Origin of the sequence: Hathewaya histolytica (genome assembly GCF_901482605.1) — a bacterium.
In the GTDB taxonomy this organism is placed as follows: Bacteria; Bacillota; Clostridia; order Clostridiales; family Clostridiaceae; genus Hathewaya; species Hathewaya histolytica.
Genome location: NZ_LR590481.1, coordinates 1,557,358 through 1,577,486, shown reverse-complemented (window position 1 = coordinate 1,577,486; position 20,129 = coordinate 1,557,358). Strand labels below are relative to the sequence as shown.

General features: G+C 29.8%; 22 protein-coding genes and 1 riboswitch. Of the genes, 21 read left to right on the top strand and 1 reads right to left on the bottom strand.

Annotated features, from left to right (window positions below):
* Positions 1-68 precede the first annotated feature (68 nt).
* Positions 69-113: riboswitch (PreQ1 riboswitch) on the top strand.
* Between the two features lie 97 nt (positions 114-210).
* Both FGL08_RS07755 and FGL08_RS07750 read left to right on the top strand, forming a co-directional pair.
* Positions 211-783 (top strand): ECF transporter S component, encoded by a 573-nt coding sequence (locus tag FGL08_RS07755; RefSeq protein ID WP_138210244.1) that lies wholly within the window; start codon positions 211-213, stop codon positions 781-783.
* Positions 770-1,459: a radical SAM protein gene (locus tag FGL08_RS07750; RefSeq protein WP_138210243.1), complete on the top strand. Its 690-nt coding sequence runs from the start codon at positions 770-772 to the stop codon at positions 1,457-1,459. The genes FGL08_RS07755 and FGL08_RS07750 overlap by 14 nt, the downstream gene beginning before the upstream one ends.
* Before the next feature lie 117 nt (positions 1,460-1,576).
* Here FGL08_RS07750 and FGL08_RS13410 read toward each other — a convergent pair whose 3' ends face one another.
* On the bottom strand, positions 1,577-1,723 hold the full coding sequence (locus tag FGL08_RS13410) for a hypothetical protein (protein ID WP_171012017.1): 147 nt from the start codon (positions 1,721-1,723) through the stop codon (positions 1,577-1,579).
* A 286-nt stretch (positions 1,724-2,009) separates the two neighbouring features.
* Here FGL08_RS13410 and FGL08_RS07745 point away from each other — a divergent pair, with 286 nt between their 5' ends.
* The 19 genes from FGL08_RS07745 (at position 2,010) to udk (ending at position 20,127) form a co-directional block, all read left to right on the top strand.
* Positions 2,010-2,516 (top strand): thioredoxin family protein, encoded by a 507-nt coding sequence (locus FGL08_RS07745; RefSeq protein ID WP_138210242.1) that lies wholly within the window; start codon positions 2,010-2,012, stop codon positions 2,514-2,516.
* Between the two features lie 12 nt (positions 2,517-2,528).
* Positions 2,529-3,791 (top strand): replication-associated recombination protein A, encoded by a 1,263-nt coding sequence (locus FGL08_RS07740; RefSeq protein ID WP_138210241.1) that lies wholly within the window; start codon positions 2,529-2,531, stop codon positions 3,789-3,791.
* 71 nt (positions 3,792-3,862) lie between these two features.
* The gene (locus FGL08_RS07735) at positions 3,863-4,297 is read left to right on the top strand and encodes an RrF2 family transcriptional regulator (RefSeq protein ID WP_138210240.1); all 435 of its coding nucleotides are present in this window, start codon (positions 3,863-3,865) and stop codon (positions 4,295-4,297) included.
* Positions 4,298-4,346: 49 nt separating this feature from the next.
* Positions 4,347-5,531: a cysteine desulfurase NifS gene (nifS, locus tag FGL08_RS07730; RefSeq protein WP_138210239.1), complete on the top strand. Its 1,185-nt coding sequence runs from the start codon at positions 4,347-4,349 to the stop codon at positions 5,529-5,531.
* Between the two features lie 2 nt (positions 5,532-5,533).
* Positions 5,534-5,962 carry a Fe-S cluster assembly scaffold protein NifU gene (gene nifU / locus FGL08_RS07725; protein WP_138210238.1) on the top strand — a complete coding sequence of 143 codons (429 nt, stop codon included), beginning with the start codon at positions 5,534-5,536 and terminating at the stop codon, positions 5,960-5,962.
* Positions 5,963-6,031: 69 nt separating this feature from the next.
* Positions 6,032-7,111 carry a tRNA 2-thiouridine(34) synthase MnmA gene (gene mnmA / locus FGL08_RS07720; RefSeq protein ID WP_138210237.1) on the top strand — a complete coding sequence of 360 codons (1,080 nt, stop codon included), beginning with the start codon at positions 6,032-6,034 and terminating at the stop codon, positions 7,109-7,111.
* A 75-nt stretch (positions 7,112-7,186) separates the two neighbouring features.
* Positions 7,187-7,594 carry a Fe-S cluster assembly scaffold protein NifU gene (gene nifU / locus FGL08_RS07715; protein WP_138211300.1) on the top strand — a complete coding sequence of 136 codons (408 nt, stop codon included), beginning with the start codon at positions 7,187-7,189 and terminating at the stop codon, positions 7,592-7,594.
* A 131-nt stretch (positions 7,595-7,725) separates the two neighbouring features.
* Positions 7,726-8,229 (top strand): PRC-barrel domain-containing protein, encoded by a 504-nt coding sequence (locus FGL08_RS07710; RefSeq protein WP_138210236.1) that lies wholly within the window; start codon positions 7,726-7,728, stop codon positions 8,227-8,229.
* Positions 8,216-9,229 carry an AI-2E family transporter gene (locus tag FGL08_RS07705; RefSeq protein WP_138210235.1) on the top strand — a complete coding sequence of 338 codons (1,014 nt, stop codon included), beginning with the start codon at positions 8,216-8,218 and terminating at the stop codon, positions 9,227-9,229. The genes FGL08_RS07710 and FGL08_RS07705 overlap by 14 nt, the downstream gene beginning before the upstream one ends.
* A gap of 236 nt (positions 9,230-9,465) precedes the next feature.
* A complete protein-coding gene (gene alaS / locus FGL08_RS07700) occupies positions 9,466-12,105 on the top strand; it encodes an alanine--tRNA ligase (protein ID WP_138210234.1) in 2,640 nt (879 codons plus the stop codon).
* 89 nt (positions 12,106-12,194) lie between these two features.
* Positions 12,195-12,446 (top strand): IreB family regulatory phosphoprotein, encoded by a 252-nt coding sequence (locus tag FGL08_RS07695; RefSeq protein WP_138210233.1) that lies wholly within the window; start codon positions 12,195-12,197, stop codon positions 12,444-12,446.
* A 90-nt stretch (positions 12,447-12,536) separates the two neighbouring features.
* Positions 12,537-12,950 carry a Holliday junction resolvase RuvX gene (ruvX, locus tag FGL08_RS07690; RefSeq protein WP_138210232.1) on the top strand — a complete coding sequence of 138 codons (414 nt, stop codon included), beginning with the start codon at positions 12,537-12,539 and terminating at the stop codon, positions 12,948-12,950.
* A gap of 55 nt (positions 12,951-13,005) precedes the next feature.
* Positions 13,006-13,260 carry a DUF1292 domain-containing protein gene (locus FGL08_RS07685; RefSeq protein WP_138210231.1) on the top strand — a complete coding sequence of 85 codons (255 nt, stop codon included), beginning with the start codon at positions 13,006-13,008 and terminating at the stop codon, positions 13,258-13,260.
* A 145-nt stretch (positions 13,261-13,405) separates the two neighbouring features.
* Entirely contained in the window at positions 13,406-13,867 is a 462-nt protein-coding gene (locus FGL08_RS07680) for a Fur family transcriptional regulator (protein ID WP_138210230.1), read from the top strand.
* 67 nt (positions 13,868-13,934) lie between these two features.
* Positions 13,935-15,602, top strand: coding sequence for a ribonuclease J (locus FGL08_RS07675; RefSeq protein WP_138210229.1), 1,668 nt, complete (start codon positions 13,935-13,937; stop codon positions 15,600-15,602).
* Between the two features lie 137 nt (positions 15,603-15,739).
* Positions 15,740-17,566, top strand: coding sequence for a translational GTPase TypA (typA, locus tag FGL08_RS07670; protein ID WP_138210228.1), 1,827 nt, complete (start codon positions 15,740-15,742; stop codon positions 17,564-17,566).
* A gap of 30 nt (positions 17,567-17,596) precedes the next feature.
* Positions 17,597-18,253, top strand: a complete 657-nt coding sequence (locus FGL08_RS07665; RefSeq protein ID WP_138210227.1) for an O-methyltransferase — start codon at positions 17,597-17,599, stop codon at positions 18,251-18,253.
* Between the two features lie 2 nt (positions 18,254-18,255).
* The gene (locus tag FGL08_RS07660; protein WP_138210226.1) at positions 18,256-19,488 is read left to right on the top strand and encodes a peptidase U32 family protein; all 1,233 of its coding nucleotides are present in this window, start codon (positions 18,256-18,258) and stop codon (positions 19,486-19,488) included.
* Between the two features lie 12 nt (positions 19,489-19,500).
* Complete coding sequence (gene udk, locus FGL08_RS07655; protein WP_138210225.1) at positions 19,501-20,127, top strand: uridine kinase; 627 nt, start codon at positions 19,501-19,503, stop codon at positions 20,125-20,127.
* Positions 20,128-20,129 lie beyond the last annotated feature (2 nt).

The window sequence follows — 20,129 nt, the reverse complement described above, 5'->3', positions numbered from 1 at the left end:
ATATTACCTTTACAATACAAATATATAATAATATAATCAAATTGTAATTAAATAAAAAATCCATGTAAGTGGTAGAGGTTCGTAACCATCCCTCTATAAAAAACTAGGGATGTAAGCTAAGAATAATTATATCTTGGCTTTTTTCCAGTACCTTTACTTAGAAATGGTTTGTTTCTAAGTTTTTTTATTTTTTGCATATGAGGAGGAAATATGAAAGATAAAAAAATACAAAGTATAGTAATTATAGCTTTTGGAGTAAGCATGAACTTTATTGGAACTCTTATTGCGTTTACCTTTAAGTTACCTATATGTCTAGACTCTATAGGAACTATAATGAATAGCTTTTTGTTAGGGCCTTTAAGTGGAATTGTAACTGGAATTATGGGTAGCTTTATATGTGGAATAACCTTTGATATATATTCCTTATATTTTGCTCCAGTTCAAGTAGCTACAGGTTTTTTTGCAGGTTATCTATATAGAAAAAGTTATTTAAAAGGAAGAATACTTCCAATTAGTATACTAGTAATATCTCTATTTTCAGCTTCTATAGGTGCTGTAATTTCCGCTTATGTTTTTAATGGAATAACTTCATCAGGATCTTCTATTATAGTAATTTTTCTTAGAAATATAGGATTAAATAAGGTCTTATCTGTATTTATAGTTCAATATCTAATAGATTATATAGACAAATTTATATCATGTGCATTAATTATAACTATACTAAACAGAATATCTAAAAACTCAATAATAAGAAGTTGCGGAGGGGAAAATGGAGAGATATAACGTTATACATAATAAAAATAATAGAGAAATAGTATTGTTAAAAGGGCTTCCATGCGTATGGGGGAAATGTGCCTTTTGTGATTATATTACGGATAATAGTGATGATGTTGAGGAGATAAATAATATTAATTTTAATATTTTAGATAAAGTCACAGGGGAGTATGGTGTATTAGAAGTTATAAACTCAGGGAGTTGTTTTGAACTTCCCAAAGAAACCTTAGAAAAAATTAAGAATATAGTAAAAGAAAGAAATATTAAGAAGTTGTTTTTTGAAAGTCACTGGTGTTATAGGAAGAGGCTTAAAGAAATGAGAGAATTCTTTAATATTCCAATAATATTTAAGATAGGTATAGAAACTTTTGATGATTTTTTTAGAAATGAGGTTTTAAACAAGAATACAAAATTTGAAAACTATGAAGATGTTGTTAAAGAATTTAAATCTGTTTGTTTACTTATAGGAATAAAAGGCCAAACAAAAGAGATGATTAAAAAAGATATAGCTATTGTAGAGGAGAATTTTCCATTTGCTACGATAAATATATTTACAGAAAACTCAACATCATTAAAGAGAGATGAAGAACTGATTAAATGGTTTTTAAAGGAATATAATTATCTAGAAGAAAAGAATAATATTGAAGTTCTTTACGAAAATACAGACTTTGGAGTAGGAGATTAAATATAGAATTTAGTACTAAGTTTGGTCCAATGTTTCATAGTAAATCTTTTTAAATTTAATATTAAAAAGGGATTTATTATATTAGTTTTTATAATAAATCCCTTATATAAATTTTATCTATCTTTTTAAATTTTTACGAGCTGGTTCTAAATCTCTAAATTTATACCCGCTAATGGAATTTCTACTTTCCTCTTCAGTCTCTAATAAAGCATTAAAATGAGAAAAGTCATTTGTTGGGACCTCTTTTTTTCTTTTGTTGGACATAATAAAAACCTCCTTTTTATAAAATGAAGTATTTATATAATTATTATGTGCAAAAAAATAGTTTATAAACTCAGATTAAATTTCCTATACAAGTTTCATTTTTATAAAAAGCTTATAGACTATATAAATATTATGTGAAATTTGTATAGTTTGTATAGTTTTTTCATAAACATTATGTGATTAATCTAAAATATGTAAGCCCCCTTACATTAATATAACTTTTATAGTAGAATTAAATCGTAAAGAGTAATATTACAAGTTTATATATGAAAAGGAAGTGATCCCAATGAGGTTTGAAGAATTATTTAAATTAGGTGGAAGTTATAATGAGTTTTTATTAGAAAAAGAGGGAGAGTATAAGGAAAAATTGGAATCCTTAGTTAATGAGATTAATATAACTTTAGAACTAAAAAAAAGGATTGAAAATATAAGTGAAAATATAAATATATTAGCTGTAGCTGAATTATGGTGCCCTGATTGCATAGTAAATGTTCCATCTATTGTATATATATCGGATTTAAACTCAAAAGTAAGCATTAGTTTTGTAAAAAGAGAGGGTAATGAGGAATATTTAAATAATTTTTCTGTCGAGGGAAAAGTTAAAATACCTACCTTTATAATTATGGATAGGGACTTTAAACTTAAAGGGGCATTTATAGAAAGACCAAATAGTATAAAGGATTTAGAAAATGGAGATGACCAAGTTAAGCGAATTGTAGGAATGAAAAACTACAGGCAAGGAAAATGTTTAGAAGAAGTTATTGAGGAAATATTAGATATAATAGAAAGTTAAGGAGTGGTAAGAATGAAACCACTAGCGGATAAAATAAGACCAACTACTTTAGAAAATGTAGTTGGTCAAGAACATATTTTAGGTAAAGATAAGATTTTAGAAAGAATTATAAATTCAAAGAATATAACTAGTATGATTTTTTATGGACCTCCTGGAGTAGGGAAAACAACTGTAGCTAACATAGTTGCAAAGAAGGCTAACAAAAATTTTTATAAGCTAAATGCGACTACAGCCTCTATAAAAGATATTCAAGAAATTATAAAAGAGTTAGATACCATAGAAAATATAAATGGAGTTGTACTTTACCTAGATGAAATTCAAAACTTTAATAAAAAACAACAACAATCTATGTTGGAATTTATGGAAAGCGGAAGGATAACATTAATTGCAAGTACAACAGAGAATCCTTATCATTATGTATATAAGGCTATTTTAAGCCGCTCTTTGGTGTTAGAATTTAAACCTATAGAAAAAGAAAACATTATAAAGGCATTAAAAAGAGCTATAGAGAACTCAAATAATGAATTGGGAGGAGACTTAGTTTCAGTTAGTGAAAATGCTTTTGAACATGTAGCAATAATATGCAGTGGAGATCTTAGAAAAGCATTAAATATATTGGAAGTTGCCTTAGTTTCTACACCAAGAGATTTAAACGGTAAGATAAATATAACTTTAGATACAGTAGAAACATGTAGTGGTATAAAATCTTTAAATTATGATAAAAATGGGGATAGTCATTATGATATTTTAAGTGCTTTCCAAAAATCTATAAGAGGAAGTGATGTTCATGCGAGCATACATTACCTTGCAAGGTTAATTAAATCAGGAGATTTAATATCTATATGTAGAAGACTTTTAGTAATTGCTACTGAAGATATAGGACTCGCATATCCAAATGCAATAACTATTGTGAAGGCCTGTATAGACTCTGCCGTGCAACTGGGATTTCCAGAGGCAAGAATCCCTCTTTCTCAAGCGGTGATATTGCTTGCCACAGCACCAAAATCTAACTCTGCATATAAAGCTATAGATAAGGCTCTATTTGATCTTGAAAATAAAAACATAGGAGATATTCCGCTATATTTAAAAGATGCACATTACGGAGGATCCAGTAATTTAGATAGAGGAAATGGATATAAATATCCTCATGATTATCCTAATTCTTATGTAAAACAGCAATACCTACCTTCAGAAATAAAAAATGAACAGTACTATTTTCCAGGAAATAACAAGATGGAAAATGCTATAAAAAATTATTTGAAGTTTCTCATTTGATATTGACAATGATAATATGTTTTGCTATTATTAATCCAGAGTAAAACACTCGACTTTAAGGATGTGATTAAATGAAATTATCCACTAAAGGAAGATATGGTGTAAAGGCTATGGTAGACCTTGCTATAAATAATGAGAGTAGGGAACCAATTTCTATAAAGTCTATAGCGGAACGACAAAATATTTCTGAATACTATTTAGAACAGCTTTTTGGAAGTTTAAGAAAGGCTGGTTTAATAAAGAGTATTAGAGGTGCTGCGGGAGGATATGTCTTAAATAAACCTCCTCAAGATATTACAGTACATCATATTATGGAAGTTTTGGAAGGACCAGTTGAGATTTCTAATTGTCTAGTAGATGATTGTTGTGACAATATAGAAGGTTGTCCTACAAGACTTTTGTGGAAGAAACTAAAAGAAAGTATAGAGGAAGTTACATCTTCTATAACTTTACAGGACATGGTAGATGATTATAATAGTATGAATACGGTTAAAATAGAGATTTGATTTTAGATATGTGAGAGAATATTTAATATTATTCAAGGGAGAGAAAGATATGAAAAAACAGGTGTATATGGATCATGCGGCAACCACTTATACAAAAAAAGAAGTTTTGGAAGAAATGTTACCATACTTTACAGAATATTATGGCAACCCATCTTCTATCTATTCACTATCAAGAGAAACTAAAAAGGCAATTGATAATGCAAAAGATAGGGTATCAAAAGCTATAAATTCAGAAAATAGTGAAATATACTTTACTGGTGGAGGTTCTGAAGCAGATAACTGGGCAATAAAAGGAATTGCTTTGGCTCACAAGAATAAAGGAAATCATATAATAACAACTAAAATTGAGCATCATGCAGTATTACATGCTTGCGAGTATTTAGAGAAACATGGATTTGAAGTTACTTATCTACCAGTTAATGAAGAAGGGCTAGTTGAAATTGAAGAATTTAAAAATGCTATAACAGATAAAACTATACTAGCAACTATTATGTTTGCTAATAATGAGATAGGTTCAATTCAACCTATAAAAGAAATAGGAGAAATATGTAGGGAGAGAAAAATCATATTCCATACAGATGCAGTGCAGGCTGTAGGTCATATTCCCGTAGATGTAAAAGAAATGAACATAGATTTACTTTCTATGGCAGCACATAAGTTTTATGGACCAAAGGGAGTGGGTGCCCTTTACATTAGAAAAGGTATAAGAATTGATAATTTGGTTCATGGTGGTGCGCAAGAAAGAGGAAGAAGGGCAGGAACAGAAAACATAGCAGGTATAGTAGGACTTGGTAAAGCTTTAGAACTTGCATGTGAGCATATGGAAGAAAATAATAAGAGAATCAAATCTTTAAGAGATAGATTAATGGAAGGTTTATTAAAAGTTCCACATAGCAGATTAAATGGACCTAATGATAATAGAAGGTTACCTGGAAACTTAAATATTTGTTTTAAGTTTATTGAAGGAGAATCTGTACTTTTATTATTAGATGCTAAGGATATTTCTGCATCTAGTGGAAGTGCTTGTACATCAGGTTCATTAGATCCATCACATGTATTATTAGCTATTGGACTTCCACATGAAATAGCTCATGGTTCTTTAAGATTATCATTAGGCGATGGAACTACAGACGAAGAAGTGGACTATGTTTTAGAAATTATTCCTGAAGTTGTTCAAAGATTAAGAGATATGTCACCATTATGGGATGACTTTTTAAAGAAAGGGGATAAATAATTATGATATACAGTGAAAAGGTTATGGATCATTTTACTAATCCAAGAAATGTGGGAGAGATTCCTGAAGCTAATGGAATAGGAGAAGTTGGAAATGCTAAGTGTGGAGATATAATGAAAATATATCTAAAAGTTGAAGATAATATAGTTAAAGATGCTAAATTCAAAACTTTTGGATGTGGTTCCGCAATAGCATCTTCAAGTATGGCTACAGAATTAATTATTGGTAAGAATTTAGAAGAAGCGTGGGAACTTACTAATAAAGCTGTTGCTGAAGCTTTAGATGGACTTCCAACAGTTAAAATGCACTGTTCTGTATTGGCTGAAGAGGCAATTCATAAGGCTATAAATGATTATAGAGTAAATTCTGGCTTAGAGCCTTGGGATTATAAAGAGCATCATGATATTCATGATGAGGTACATGGTCATTAAACACTTTACATAAGCTCCTTTAAAAGGGGCTTTATTTTTATAAAACTTATGTTGAAAAGGTGAGAAATTATGAAGAAAAAAGTAGTCATTGGAATGAGCGGAGGAGTAGACAGTTCTGTTGCAGCATATCTTTTAAAAGAGCAAGGATATGATGTTATAGGTATTATGATGAAGCTTGCTCCAGACGATGAAGAATATACTCTAAATGAGGGAGGCTGTTGTTCGCTTTCTGCAGCTACAGATGCGAGAAGAGTTGCAGATACATTAGATATTCCATTTTATGTAATGAATTTTAAACAATCTTTTAAAGAGAATGTTATAGATTATTTTATAGATGAATATTTAAAAGGACAAACACCTAATCCCTGTGTCAGATGTAATAAAACTATTAAATTTGCTGAATTTTTAAGAAAGGCTAAAGCTTTAGGCGCGGACTATATAGCTACAGGCCACTATGCTGAGATAATAAAAAAAGAGGATAGATATTTACTTAAAAAATCAGAAGATCAAAAAAAAGATCAAACTTATATGTTATATAATTTAACGCAAGATCAGTTAGCTCATACTCTAATGCCTTGTGGAGGTTATGAAAAAACAGAAATAAGAAAAATAGCTGAAAAAATAGGACTTGATGTATTTAGAAAGAAAGATAGCCAAGAAATTTGTTTTATACCAGATAATAATCATGGAAAGTTTATATTGGAAAGTGCAGGACCTAATAAAGTTAAAGAAGGCAATTTTGTAGATAGAGATGGAAATGTTTTAGGAAAGCATAAGGGAATTGCCTATTATACAATAGGACAAAGAAAGGGGCTTGGATTATCTCTAGGTAAACCTTCATTTGTAACTGATATTATTCCTTGGAAAAACCAAGTTGTAATCGGAGATGAAAATGAGTTATTTAAATCAGAACTAATAGCGAAGGATATCAATCTTATTTATACAGACGTGTTACAAGAGCCAATGGAAGTAGGAGCAAAAATAAGATACGCAGCAAAAGAATCTCCAGCTATTATATATCCCATGGGAGAAGGTAAGCTGAAAGTCAAATTTAAAGAAAAACAAAGGGCTATTACAAAAGGTCAATCAGTTGTGTTTTATAAAGATAATTTTGTAGTAGGTGGAGGTATTATAGAAGAAATTTTATAATAGGGTTTAAATATAATTATAGAAGATTTATAATATATAGTATATTTCATATATATTAAGGGGATGAATTTTATGATGGAATATAGTGATAAAGTATTGAACCATTTTTATTGTCCGAGAAATGTAGGTGTCTTAGCCTCTGCTAATGGCGTTGGAGAAGAGGGAGATGCTAACTGTGGAGATGTTATGAAAATTTATCTTCAAATAGAGGATAATAAGATTATAAATGTTAAATTTAAAGCTTTTGGTTGTGGATCTGCTATAGCATCTGCAAGTATTGCAACAGAGCTTATTAAGGGGAAAAATATAGAAGAGGCTTGGAAGATTACTAATAAATCCGTTATTGAGGCATTAGATGGACTTCCATCAGTTAAAATACATTGTTCTGTATTAGCTGAACAAACTATTCATAAAGCTATAAATAACTATAGATTATCCAAAGGACTAGAACCGTGGAAAAATGATAATTTGCATCACAATTAATTGAATATAAAAATTTTAAAGAATAGCACATTAAATTTAGTGCTATTCTTTAATTTTTTGAATATGAATACTATTTTTAGGTTATATATAAATTGAAAGAATATATTTACTATAGTTAAGAAGGGAACTTTATGTATAGAATAAGAGATTTTTACGGTAAAAATATTATAAATGAAAAAGGTAAGATTATAGGTAAAGTAGTAGATATAATTATAGATATTAATAATTGTAATATTTGTGGTTTTAGTGGAAAAAAGAATGGGTTGTTTTCTAAAGAGTTTTATGTTCTAAAGAAAGATTTAATATATATAGGTGAATCTATAGTTACAAGACGCTTATGCAAAAAGGAGATGTTTACTTTCAATAAAATAAAGGGTATGGAAGTTGTAAACCTTAAGGGAGATGTTATAGGTATACTAGAGGATATTTTATTTTGTGAAGAGGAGTTTAAAATTTTAGGACTAATGCTATGTGAAAATTTTTTTAAAAACTATGTCGTGGGAAAAAGAATAGTGTTACTTAAAGATATTATCTTAGGAGAATCAGAGGTTTTGTTTATTAATAAACAACCATATTATTTTTATAGTAAGTTAAATTTTTCAAAAGATAAAGGTGAATGTGATGAAAAAAATTAATAAAAATAGGTTAGTAAAAGTTTTAATAATAATATTAGTATTAATTGTAGTTTATTTTTTACTTAAAGTTACCTTTATACATACATTATTAAAAGTAATTATATATTCCTTATTATTTACATATGCATTAAAACCCATATATCAATATATGATAAAAAGGGGAGCAAAAAAGCAGATATCAGCATTGGTTTTGGTGTTACTACTCTTTATGTTAGGAATTGTATGGATGGTAGTTTTAGTTCCACAATTTATATCAGAAGTAGTGAGCCTTAAAAGTAATTTTTATAAGGTATTTGAATATATCAATAATTTACTAAGTAATATAAAGTTTCTTCAAAATAATTACTTATTTAATAATATAATAAAAAAATTATTTAGCTTTGGCAGAAAATTTATTGAGGATATCATTTTTTATATTATGGCTATAGGTCAAAATATTGCTACATATCTAATTATACCCGTCTTCGTCTATTATTTTTTAGTAGACAGTGAACTATTTTTAGAGAAGGGGCTATATTTTGTTAGTTGTAATAAGAGAAGAATTATAAGGCGGGTTATAAATCATATTGATTGTATCTTAAGTAAGTATATTTTAAGTCAGATTTTTTTGAGCATACTAACCGGTATACTGACCTATATAATTTTATATTTTCTTAAGGTAAAAAGTCCTTTAATGTTGGCTATATTTAATGGAGTCATTAATATAATACCCTTTTTTGGGCCGGTAATTGGAGCTATACCATCTATTATAATTGCCTGTGCTACTTCTTTAAAACAAGGTTTATGGGTTACCTTTTGGATTGTGATAATGCAACAAATAGAAGGCAACTTTCTTTCGCCTAAAATTGTAGGAGATCTTGTTAACATACATCCTGTATTGGTTATATTTTTACTTATAATAGGTGGCGAGATAGGTGGCTTTATAGGAATGTTGGTTGCAATTCCTATAGGAGTGATAGTCAAGGTTATTTTTGAAGATATAAACTACTACTTTTATTAAGATTAATTATATGTAATAGAGTATATAGAAAATATAAAAAACTTTACTTAAGTATACTATTACAGAGTAATATTGACATACGTCACGATTTTCCTTATAATCAAACTAAAATAATAGGCAAATACTAGAGATTAAAGTTGATAAATTTCTTAATATAAGGCTTTTATCTCTTTTAGAGGAGATAAAGGTTTTTTATTTCTTAATTAATGGTTAAGCTAAGGTTGGAGGAGATTAGAATGAAGCAAATGGGATTAAATGAGTTAAGAGAATCCTATCTTAAATTTTTTGAAGGAAAGTCGCATTTAAGGTTACCAAGTTTTTCATTGGTACCTCAAAATGATAAAAGTTTATTACTTATAAATGCAGGGATGGCTCCTATGAAAGCCTACTTTACAGGACTACAAACACCACCAAGCAAAAGAATAACTACTTGTCAAAAGTGTATAAGAACAGGAGATATTGATAATGTAGGAAAAACATCAAGGCATGCTACCTTCTTTGAGATGTTAGGAAACTTTTCTTTTGGTGATTATTTCAAAGAAGATATAATTCCGTGGTCTTGGGAATTTATAACAAAAGAATTAGAAATACCTAAAGATAAACTTTATGTTACTATCTATTTAGATGATGATGAAGCGTATGATATTTGGACTAAAAGCACAGATATTGACCCTAATAGAATATTTAGATTAGGTAAGGAAGATAACTTTTGGGAACATGGAACAGGTCCTTGTGGACCTTCATCAGAAATTCATTTTGATAGGGGAAATAAAGTAATAAGTTCTGCAGAAGAATTTTTAGAATCAAGCGAAAAAGATATTGTAGTAGAATTTTGGAATCTAGTATTTACTCAATTTAACAAAGAAGAGAATGGAGAGTATAGTAAACTTAAAAATCCTAACATAGATACAGGCATGGGACTTGAAAGAATAGCTACTATAATGCAAGGAGTTAACACTATATTTGAAATAGATACTATTAAGAGTATTTTAGAAGAAGTTTCTAAAGTTTCTGGAGTTAAATATGGAGAACAAAAGGAACAAGATATATCTCTTAGAATTATAACGGATCATATAAGAAGCACTGTATTCATGATAAGTGATAATATTCTTCCATCTAATGAGGGAAGAGGTTATGTTTTAAGACGATTAATTAGAAGGGCAGCAAGGCATGGAAGACTTTTAGGATTAAAAAATCCTTTCTTAAATGGATTATGTGAAGTAGTAATAGAGAATTCAAAAAATGCATATCCAGAATTAGAACAAAAGAAAGATTATATTAAGAAAATAATTAGACTAGAAGAAGAGAGATTTTCAGAAACTATTGACTCAGGTATGGATATTTTAATTTCATATATAAATGAATTAGAAGAAAATGGACAAAAAGTATTAAGTGGAACTAGAGCGTTTAAGCTTTATGATACTTATGGATTTCCATTAGAACTTACTGAAGAAATTCTTGCAGAGAAATCATTGGATCTAGATACTGAAGGCTTTAAACTTGAAATGGATAGACAAAGAAAAGTTGCAAGAGAAGCTAGAACAGAATCTAATTATATGGGGACAAAGCTTACTGTAGCAGACCAAATTTCAAGGGATTTAACTACTGAATTTAAAGGATATAATAAAACTTCTCTAGAATCTGAGGTTGTTCTTATAATAAAAGAAGAAGAGTTTGCAGAGAGTGTAACTAAAGGAGAAGAAGCTATCATTGTTGCCTCTGAAACACCTTTTTATGCAGAAATGGGTGGACAAATTGGTGATAAAGGAGTGTTTGTAGGTAACTCAGCTAGTGGTAGTGTTTTCGATTGCCAAAAGAATATATCAGGTAAAATAATGCATTTCATTAAGATCGAAGAAGGGAAATTGAATAAAGGTGATAAGATAAAACTTTCTGTAGATACTGAAAGAAGGGAAAGGATTTGTAAAAATCATACTGGCATCCATTTAATACATTCAGCGCTAAGAAAGATTTTAGGAGAACATGTTCATCAATCAGGCTCCTATGTAAATGAAAATAGACTAAGATTTGACTTCACGCATTTCCAAGCATTAACAGAGAAGGAGATTAAAGCTGTAGAAAAGCTTGTAAATGAGGAGATAATGAGTGCAAATAATGTTGTAACAGATGTAATGACTATTGAACAGGCTAAAGAAAGTGGAGCAATAGCTTTATTCGATGATAAATATACAGATGAAGTTAGGGTTGTATCTGTAGGAGAATTTAGTAGGGAATTATGCGGAGGAACTCATGTTAATAATGTAGGTGAACTTGGCGGATTTAAGATTGTTTCTGAATCAGGGGTAGCTGCAGGTGTTAGAAGGATAGAAGCAATAACTGGAAAATCAGTTATTGAGTACATGGAAGAGAAAGAAAACATTTTAAAAGAAGTTTGTAATCTTATGAAATGTTCTGAAAAAGACTTATTAAATAAAATTCAAAATCAAATTGATGAAATGAAAGAAAAAGAAAAAGAATTACAAAATCTAAAAAATGAAATGTCAAGATCTTTGGAAGAAGATTTCTTAAAAGAAGTTAGCGAAGTAAAGGGTATTAAAGTAATTTATAGTGTTGTATCAAATATGGATAATGATATTTTAAGAGAATTAGTAGATAGATTAAGAGCCAAATTAGGCTCAGGAGTAGTTGTCTTAGGTACTGAAAATGAAGGGAAAGTAATGTTCACAGCTATGGCTACTAAGGATGTAATATCACTTGGAGTTCATTGCGGAAAAATTATAAAAGAAGTTGCAACTATAGCTGGTGGCGGTGGTGGCGGAAGACCAGATATGGCTCAAGCTGGAGGGAAACTACCAGAAAAATTAGAAGAGGCAATAAGTGCAGTGCCACAAATTATAGAGAAACTTGTAAATTAATTTAATAATAAATTAATTTTTAAAATTTTTCAATTTATGATAAAATGTATATATAATCTATCATACTAAGATGAATTGAGGTGATCTAAGTGGTAGATGATAGAACTTTACAGTTTAATACAGTTAGAGATAAAAGTGCAGTAACTAAAGAAATACTAACAGAAGTATTTAACTCTTTGCAAGAAAAAGGATATAACCCTATAAATCAGTTAGTAGGTTATTTTATATCAGGTGATCCTAGTTATATTACTAATTATAACGGAGCAAGGGCCACGATAAATAAGTTAGAGAGAGATGAGATACTAGAAGAAGTATTAAAACATTATTTAGATGTTAAATAAAAATGCCCTCTTGGGCATTTTTATTTTTAGTTTATAAATAATCGGTGAAATAGTTTACATATAAATTTTTAGTTTGAAGGAGATTGAAATATGAGAATTCTAGGATTAGATATAGGTGATAGAACTATAGGTGTTTCAATAAGTGATCCCTTAGGTTTTACAGCTCAGGGAATAACAACTATTAGAAGGAAAAATGAAAAATATGATTTAGAAGAACTTAGGATAATTTGTAATGAATATTCAGTAGAGAAAATCGTATCTGGATTACCTAAAAATATGAATGGTACATTAGGTCCACAGGGTGAAAAAGTTAAAGAATTTGCAGAAAAAATAAGAGAAACTTTAAATATAGAAATTATATATTGGGATGAAAGATTGACTACAGTAGCAGCACATCGTGCTATGCTAGAAGCGGATTTATCTAGAAAGAAGAGAAAAAAAATTGTGGATAAAATAGCATCAACGTATATTTTACAAGGTTATTTAGATAGTATACAGAAATAAAACGAATAAACATTAAAAAAAGATGTACAATAATAAATGTTGAGAGGTGTTAAAAATGGAGAAAAAAATTGAAACTATATTATTAACTGATGAAAATGGAAATGATGTAGAATTTGAAGTTGTAGAAAAGGTATTAGTAAGGGATGATAAGTATTTAATTGTATCTTCAATAGATGATGATTCAGATGAAGCCATAGCACTTAAGATGGAAGATGCTAAAGATGGAAATTGTATTTTTAAAATGGTTGAAGATGAAAAAGAGTTGCAATTGGTAGAAGCAGCTTATGAAGAGACCTTTGAGGAAAATTAAATAGAAATAACTAGAGTTTTACATTATCATATATATTATCAATTGACAATTATTCTTTATTATATTAAACTATAGATAAACTTAGAATGAAAATCCAAATTTAATATATTTAATATATAGTTTAAAGGAAATGAGGGAAAATAAAATGTCTAAATTGTCTCCTAATAAGTTAGTTGAGTTAAAAGATGTTCTAAAAAACAAAGGATATAAATTAACTCCGCAAAGAAGAGCTATTTTAAATTCAATAATTGAAAATGATGGTAAACATTTAACTGTAGAGGAGTTATATGAAGAAGTAAAAAGGGATTGTCCTGAAATAGGTCTTGCTACAGTTTATAGAACAGTTCAATTATTAGAAGAAGTAGGATTTATATGTAAGTTAGACTTCGATGATGGATGTAGTCGTTATGAACTTGTAAACGAGAATGAAGAGCACCATCATCATCATTTAATATGTAATGATTGTGGTAAGGTTATAGAGGTAGAAGGGGATTTATTAGGGGAACTAGAGGATAATATAGAAAAGAACTATAATTTTAAGATAATGAACCATAGTGTGAAATTTTATGGTTTATGTGATGATTGTAGCGAACATGAGAATGAATAAAAGGTAAAACTTTTATTTATAAATAAATTTACGTTTAAATAAAATTTAAACAAAGGAGGGTAGGACTTTGCGAAAAGAGAAAGATAAAATTAGAATTATACCTCTTGGGGGACTAAATGAAATCGGTAAAAATCTTACTGCTTTTGAGTATAAAAACGAAATTGTAGTTATAGATTGTGGGTTGAAGTTTCCTGATAATGATATGCTAGGTATAGATGTAGTTATACCAGATGTAACATATCTCGTTAAAAATAGAGATAGGGTAAAAGGTATATTCCTAACTCATGGTCATGAGGATCATATAGGAGCATTACCATATGTATTAAAACAAATAAATGTACCGGTGTTTGGAACAAAGTTGACTTTAGGAATGGTGGAATCTAAATTAAAGGAACATGGATTATTGAGTTCTACAATATTAAGAAGGGTGAACCCTAAGGATGTAGTTAAACTTGATAGCATATCGGTGGAATTTATTAAAACAAGTCATAGTATAGCTGACTCTGTAGCTATAGCTATACATACACCTATAGGCATAATATTCCACACAGGAGATTTTAAAATTGATTTTACTCCTATTGATGGTTCGGTTGCAGATTTTGCTAGGTTTGCAGAACTTGGTAAAAAGGGTGTTTTGGCAATGCTAGCTGATAGTACAAATGTAGAGAGACCGGGATATACTATGTCAGAAAGGACTGTTGGAGAAGCCTTTGAAAATATTTTTATGAAAGCTAAGGGGAGAATTATAGTTGCTACTTTTGCATCTAATGTTCACAGAATCCAACAGGTATTTTCAGCAGCTCAAAAATATAGAAGAAAAGTAGCAGTTTCGGGAAGAAGTATGGATAATATAATATCTGTTGCAACAGAACTTGGATATTTAAAAGATACAGAAGATACCTTAATAAGTATAGATGATATTAGTAAGTACCAAAATGATAGAATCATTGTAATTACAACAGGTAGTCAGGGTGAACCAATGTCAGCTCTAGCTAGAATGGCTGCATCGGAGCATAGAAAGCTTAATATTGAAAAGGGAGATATGGTTATAATATCAGCAACTCCTATACCAGGTAATGAAAAATTGGTATCTAAAGTTGTAAACCAACTATTTAAAAAAGGTGCGGATGTTATATATGAGGCATTGGCTGATGTCCACGTATCAGGTCATGCTTGTCAAGAAGAATTAAAATTAATCCATACTCTTATTAAACCAAAATTCTTTATTCCTGTTCATGGTGAATATAGACACTTAAAACAGCATGGAGAACTTGCTATGAAACTTGGAATGAATGAGGAAAATATTCTTTTAGGTGAAAATGGAGACATTATTGAAGTTGGAAATGATGGTATAAGAAAAAATGGTTCTGTAATAGCAGGTCAAGTATTTGTAGATGGACTAGGTGTTGGTGATGTAGGAAATATAGTATTAAGAGATAGAAAGCATTTATCTCAAGATGGAATATTAACCGTGGTAGTGACTATTGAAAGAGAAACTGGCAAAGTAGTAGCAGGGCCGGATATTATATCTAGAGGCTTTGTATACGTAAGAGAATCAGAAGATCTTATAGATGAAGCTAAAGAACAAGTAAGAATTGTTCTTAGACAGTGTGAAGAGAAACATATTAAAGAATGGGCCACCATTAAATCTAATGTTAAAGACGTCTTAAGGAATTTCTTATATGAAAGAACAAAAAGAAATCCAATGATTTTACCTATTATAGTAGAAGTTTAGTCGCTTTTATTTGACATTTCATAAACATGATATTAGAATAAAATAAGGCTTAAATTTTAAATTGGATACTCTAGTGTATCCAATTTTTGTTTGGGAAAAATTTAAAAGACACAAATGAATAACTTGGAGGAGTTTTTATGAATATATTCGAAAGAAATGATATAAGAAACATAGCTATTATAGCTCACGTTGACCATGGCAAAACTACTTTGGTTGATGCACTTTTAAGACAAAGTAATGTCTTTAGAGAAAACGAGAGGGTAGAAGAAAGGGTAATGGATTCGAATGCCCTTGAAAAAGAAAGAGGCATTACTATACTATCAAAAAATACCTCAGTAATGTACAATGGAATAAAAATAAATATTATAGATACTCCAGGACATGCTGATTTTGGTGGAGAAGTTGAACGTGTACTTAAAATGGTAGATAGTGTTCTTCTTGTAGTTGATGCATATGAAGGTGCTATGCCTCAAACAAAGTTCGTTCTAAAAAAGGCTTTAGAATTAAACTTAAAACCAATCGTTGTTATAAATAAGATTGATAAACCTAATGCAAGAGCAGAAGAAGTTATAGATGAAGTTTTTGATCTATTTGTAGAATTAGGTGCTAATGATGAACAACTAGACTTCCCTATATCTTATTGTTCAGCTAAATCTGGCATTGCAAAACATAATCTTTCAGATGAAGATAAAGATATGGTACCTTTATTCGAAACTATAGTTAAAAATGTTAAAGCGCCTGAGGGATACTTAGACGAACCAGTACAGTTACTAATATCAAGTATTGACTATAATAATTTTGTAGGTAAGATTGGTATAGGCAAAATAATAAGAGGAAAATTAAAGAAAAATCAGCAAGTAGCTCTTATGAGAAAAGATGGCAGTCAAAAAAGTGTTAAAATATCCAACTTATACGTTTATGATGGATTAAACAGGGTTGAAACCGAAGAAGCACTTTTAGGTGATATAGTTGCAGTATCAGGAATTCCTGACATAAATATTGGAGAGACTATAGCAGATATAAATAATCCAGAAGCATTACCTTTTGTAGAAATTGACGAACCAACTTTAAGTATGAATTTCTTGGTTAACAACTCTCCTTTTGCAGGTAAGGAAGGGGAATTTGTAACATCAAGACATTTAAGAGATAGATTAATGAAAGAACTTGAGACAAATGTTAGTCTAAGAGTTGAAGAAACAGATTCTGCTGATTGCTTTAAAGTAAGTGGTAGAGGAGAGCTACATTTATCTATTCTTATAGAAACTATGAGAAGAGAAGGATATGAATTCCAAGTTTCAAAACCAAGTGTTATATATAAGCATGAAAACGGTAAGAAACTTGAGCCAATGGAAGAATTAACAATAGATGTACCAGAAGAATTTATGGGAGTAGTTATGGAAAAACTAGGACCTAGAAAAGCTGAGATGAAGAATATGACGTCAGCTGTAAATGGATACGTAAGATTAGTATTTGAAATACCTTCAAGAGGGCTAATTGGATTTAGAAATGAATTTATGACAGATACTAAAGGTAATGGTATCATGAATCATGTTTTAACAAGCTATGAATCATATAAAGGAGATATTCCAGAAAGAAGCAAGGGATCTCTAACTGCTTTTGAACAAGGTACAGCTATTACTTATGGATTATTTAATGCACAAGAAAGAGGAGTGCTATTTATAAATCCAGGTGTAGAAGTATATGAAGGTATGATTGTTGGAGAAAACTCAAGACCTGGAGATATAGAAGTAAATGTATGTAAGAAAAAACATTTAAGTAATACAAGATCTTCTGGTTCAGATGACGCTTTAAAATTAATAACTCCTAGACAAATGAGTTTAGAACAATGTTTAGAATTCGTTGCATCTGACGAACTTGTGGAAGTTACTCCAATCAATATTAGATTAAGGAAGAAAATATTAGATACAGCTCAAAGAAAGAGATTATCTAATAGAAATAAATAATATAACCCTTTAAAAATGGAGGGAAACCATATGAGTGGAATAATGCATGATTACATGGAGACTTATATTAGAAGCCTCATAAATGAAGATGATAACATACTATTAGAAATTGAGAAATATGGGATAGAAAATAAGGTTCCTATAGTTCAAAAGGAAACTGCAAACTTTCTAAAATTTATGGTGCATGTAAAAAAACCAAAGAGAATATTAGAACTCGGTACAGCAATAGGTTATTCTGCCATACTTATGGAAAGAGCTTCTACAGAAAATATTTATATTACTACTGTAGAAAGAGATGACAATATGGTTATAAAAGCAACTGAAAATATAGAGAAATATGGATATGAGGATTACATAAAGATAGAAAAGGGCGAATGCGAAGAAATCCTAGATAAGTTATGTAAAGAAAATACAGAACCATATGATATTATATTTATGGATGCAGGAAAGGGACATTATAGTCACTTTCTTCCTTATTGTCTTAAATTATTAGACAAAGAAGGCATAATAATAGCTGACAATGTGCTTTTTAGAGGTATGGTGGCATCTAAAGAGTTGATAGTTAGAAGAAAGATTACTATAGTAAAAAGAATGAAAAAATATTTAGAAGAAGTAAGTAATGGCGAATTTATAACATCTATCCTTCCTATGGGGGATGGTATTGCTATTACTATAAGGAGGAACTAAAAGTGAAGAAACCTGAATTGCTAGCTCCAGCAGGTAACTTAGAAAAGTTAATGACTGCTATAGATTTTGGAGCTGATGCTGTTTATTTAGGGGGCAGTAAATTAAACTTAAGAGCTTTTGCTAATAACTTTAATTTAGATCAGTTAAAAGAAGGTATAGAATATGCACATACTAAAGGAAAACGAGTTTATGTAACCTTAAATGTTTTTCCTCACAATGAAGATTTAAATGGGCTTGAGGAATATCTTACTGAACTATATAACTTACGTGTAGATGCAGTTATTGTGTCAGATCCAGGAATTATAATGACAGCAAGAGAAGTTGTTCCAAATTTAGAACTTCACTTAAGTACACAAGCTAATAATGTAAACTGGAAGGCTGCCCAATTTTGGTACAAACAAGGTGTAAAAAGGATAGTTCTTGCAAGGGAATTATCAATTGAAGAAGTAAGTGAAACGAAGAGAAGAATTTCAGAAGATATGGAAATAGAAGCTTTTGTTCATGGTGCTATGTGTATGTCTTATTCCGGAAGATGTCTTCTTTCAAATTATATAGTTGGAAGAGATTCTAACAGGGGTCAATGTGCTCAACCATGTAGATATAAATATTATTTAATGGAAGAGAAGAGACCAGGTGAATTCTATCCTATAATAGAAGATGATAGAGGTACATATATAATGAATTCTAAAGATTTATGTATGATACAACATATACCAGAGCTTGTACAGGCAGGTGTGGATTCTTTTAAAATTGAAGGTAGGATGAAAAGTGTATTTTATGTAGCATCTGTTACAAAAGCATATAGAGAAGCTATTGATACATATTTTGAATCACCTGAAAACTTTAAATTTAAGGATAGATGGTTAGATTATTTAATGAAACCAAGTCATAGAAAATACTTTACGGGATTTTATTTCCATGAAGAAGATAAACAGGTATACGATAATTCAGCCTATGAAAAGAAGTATGATATTATAGGGGTAGTTGAAAGCTTTGATAAAGAAACTATGACAGCTACAGTAAAACAGAAGAATAAAGTAAAAGTAGGAGAAACACTAGAAGTTTTAAAGGCTAAGGGTGAAAATGTAGAAGTTACTATAGAAGTAATGAAGAATGAAAAAGGTGAAAATATAGAAGCTGCAGCTGCTGCTCAAATGATTTTCACTATTAAAATAGATAAAGAACTTAAAGAAAAAGATATTTTAATAAAATCACATGATATTATAAATATCTAAGGAGGATAAGTGATGGAGCAGCCACTTGTTATTGGAATTACTGGAGGATCTGGTTCAGGTAAAAGTACGATTGCTAAAGAGATATGCGATAAATTTGGAGAAGAGTCACTTTCAATTTTAGAGATGGATTCTTACTATAAAGATCAAAGTTTTCTTTCTTTTGAAGAAAGAAAACTTACGAATTATGATCATCCAGACGCTTTTGATATGAAACTATTAATACAACATGTAAAGGATCTTATTAAAGGTGAAGAAGTACAAAAACCTCTATATGATTTTGAAGTTCATAACAGAAAACAAGAAACCTTAACTATAAAACCTAGAAAGATAATAATTGTAGAAGGTATATTAGTTCTTTTAGAAAAAAAACTTAGGGAGCTGCTAGACATAAAAATATATGTAGATACAGATCCAGATGTAAGATTTATTAGACGTCTTGTGAGAGATATAAATGAAAGAGGAAGAACTATAGACTCTGTCATAGAACAATATCTTGGGGTTGTAAGACCTATGCATATGCAATTTACAGAGTATACTAAAAAATATGCAGATATTATAGTTCCAGAAGGTGGGCATAATAAAGTAGCTATAGATTGTTTATCTTCTAAAATAGAAAGCATTCTTCAAGAGGAAAGATAATT

What these genes read in the sequence shown, in the direction of transcription:
- FGL08_RS07755 (WP_138210244.1), top strand. Translation starts at nt 211, where the DNA reads ATGAAAGATAAAAAAATACAAAGTATAGTAATTATAGCTTTTGGAGTA.
- FGL08_RS07750 (WP_138210243.1), top strand. Translation starts at nt 770, where the DNA reads ATGGAGAGATATAACGTTATACATAATAAAAATAATAGAGAAATAGTA.
- FGL08_RS13410 (WP_171012017.1), bottom strand. Translation starts at nt 1,723, where the DNA reads ATGTCCAACAAAAGAAAAAAAGAGGTCCCAACAAATGACTTTTCTCAT.
- FGL08_RS07745 (WP_138210242.1), top strand. Translation starts at nt 2,010, where the DNA reads ATGAGGTTTGAAGAATTATTTAAATTAGGTGGAAGTTATAATGAGTTT.
- FGL08_RS07740 (WP_138210241.1), top strand. Translation starts at nt 2,529, where the DNA reads ATGAAACCACTAGCGGATAAAATAAGACCAACTACTTTAGAAAATGTA.
- FGL08_RS07735 (WP_138210240.1), top strand. Translation starts at nt 3,863, where the DNA reads ATGAAATTATCCACTAAAGGAAGATATGGTGTAAAGGCTATGGTAGAC.
- nifS (WP_138210239.1), top strand. Translation starts at nt 4,347, where the DNA reads ATGAAAAAACAGGTGTATATGGATCATGCGGCAACCACTTATACAAAA.
- nifU (WP_138210238.1), top strand. Translation starts at nt 5,534, where the DNA reads ATGATATACAGTGAAAAGGTTATGGATCATTTTACTAATCCAAGAAAT.
- mnmA (WP_138210237.1), top strand. Translation starts at nt 6,032, where the DNA reads ATGAAGAAAAAAGTAGTCATTGGAATGAGCGGAGGAGTAGACAGTTCT.
- nifU (WP_138211300.1), top strand. Translation starts at nt 7,187, where the DNA reads ATGGAATATAGTGATAAAGTATTGAACCATTTTTATTGTCCGAGAAAT.
- FGL08_RS07710 (WP_138210236.1), top strand. Translation starts at nt 7,726, where the DNA reads ATGTATAGAATAAGAGATTTTTACGGTAAAAATATTATAAATGAAAAA.
- FGL08_RS07705 (WP_138210235.1), top strand. Translation starts at nt 8,216, where the DNA reads ATGAAAAAAATTAATAAAAATAGGTTAGTAAAAGTTTTAATAATAATA.
- alaS (WP_138210234.1), top strand. Translation starts at nt 9,466, where the DNA reads ATGAAGCAAATGGGATTAAATGAGTTAAGAGAATCCTATCTTAAATTT.
- ruvX (WP_138210232.1), top strand. Translation starts at nt 12,537, where the DNA reads ATGAGAATTCTAGGATTAGATATAGGTGATAGAACTATAGGTGTTTCA.
- FGL08_RS07685 (WP_138210231.1), top strand. Translation starts at nt 13,006, where the DNA reads ATGGAGAAAAAAATTGAAACTATATTATTAACTGATGAAAATGGAAAT.
- FGL08_RS07680 (WP_138210230.1), top strand. Translation starts at nt 13,406, where the DNA reads ATGTCTAAATTGTCTCCTAATAAGTTAGTTGAGTTAAAAGATGTTCTA.
- typA (WP_138210228.1), top strand. Translation starts at nt 15,740, where the DNA reads ATGAATATATTCGAAAGAAATGATATAAGAAACATAGCTATTATAGCT.
- FGL08_RS07665 (WP_138210227.1), top strand. Translation starts at nt 17,597, where the DNA reads ATGAGTGGAATAATGCATGATTACATGGAGACTTATATTAGAAGCCTC.
- udk (WP_138210225.1), top strand. Translation starts at nt 19,501, where the DNA reads ATGGAGCAGCCACTTGTTATTGGAATTACTGGAGGATCTGGTTCAGGT.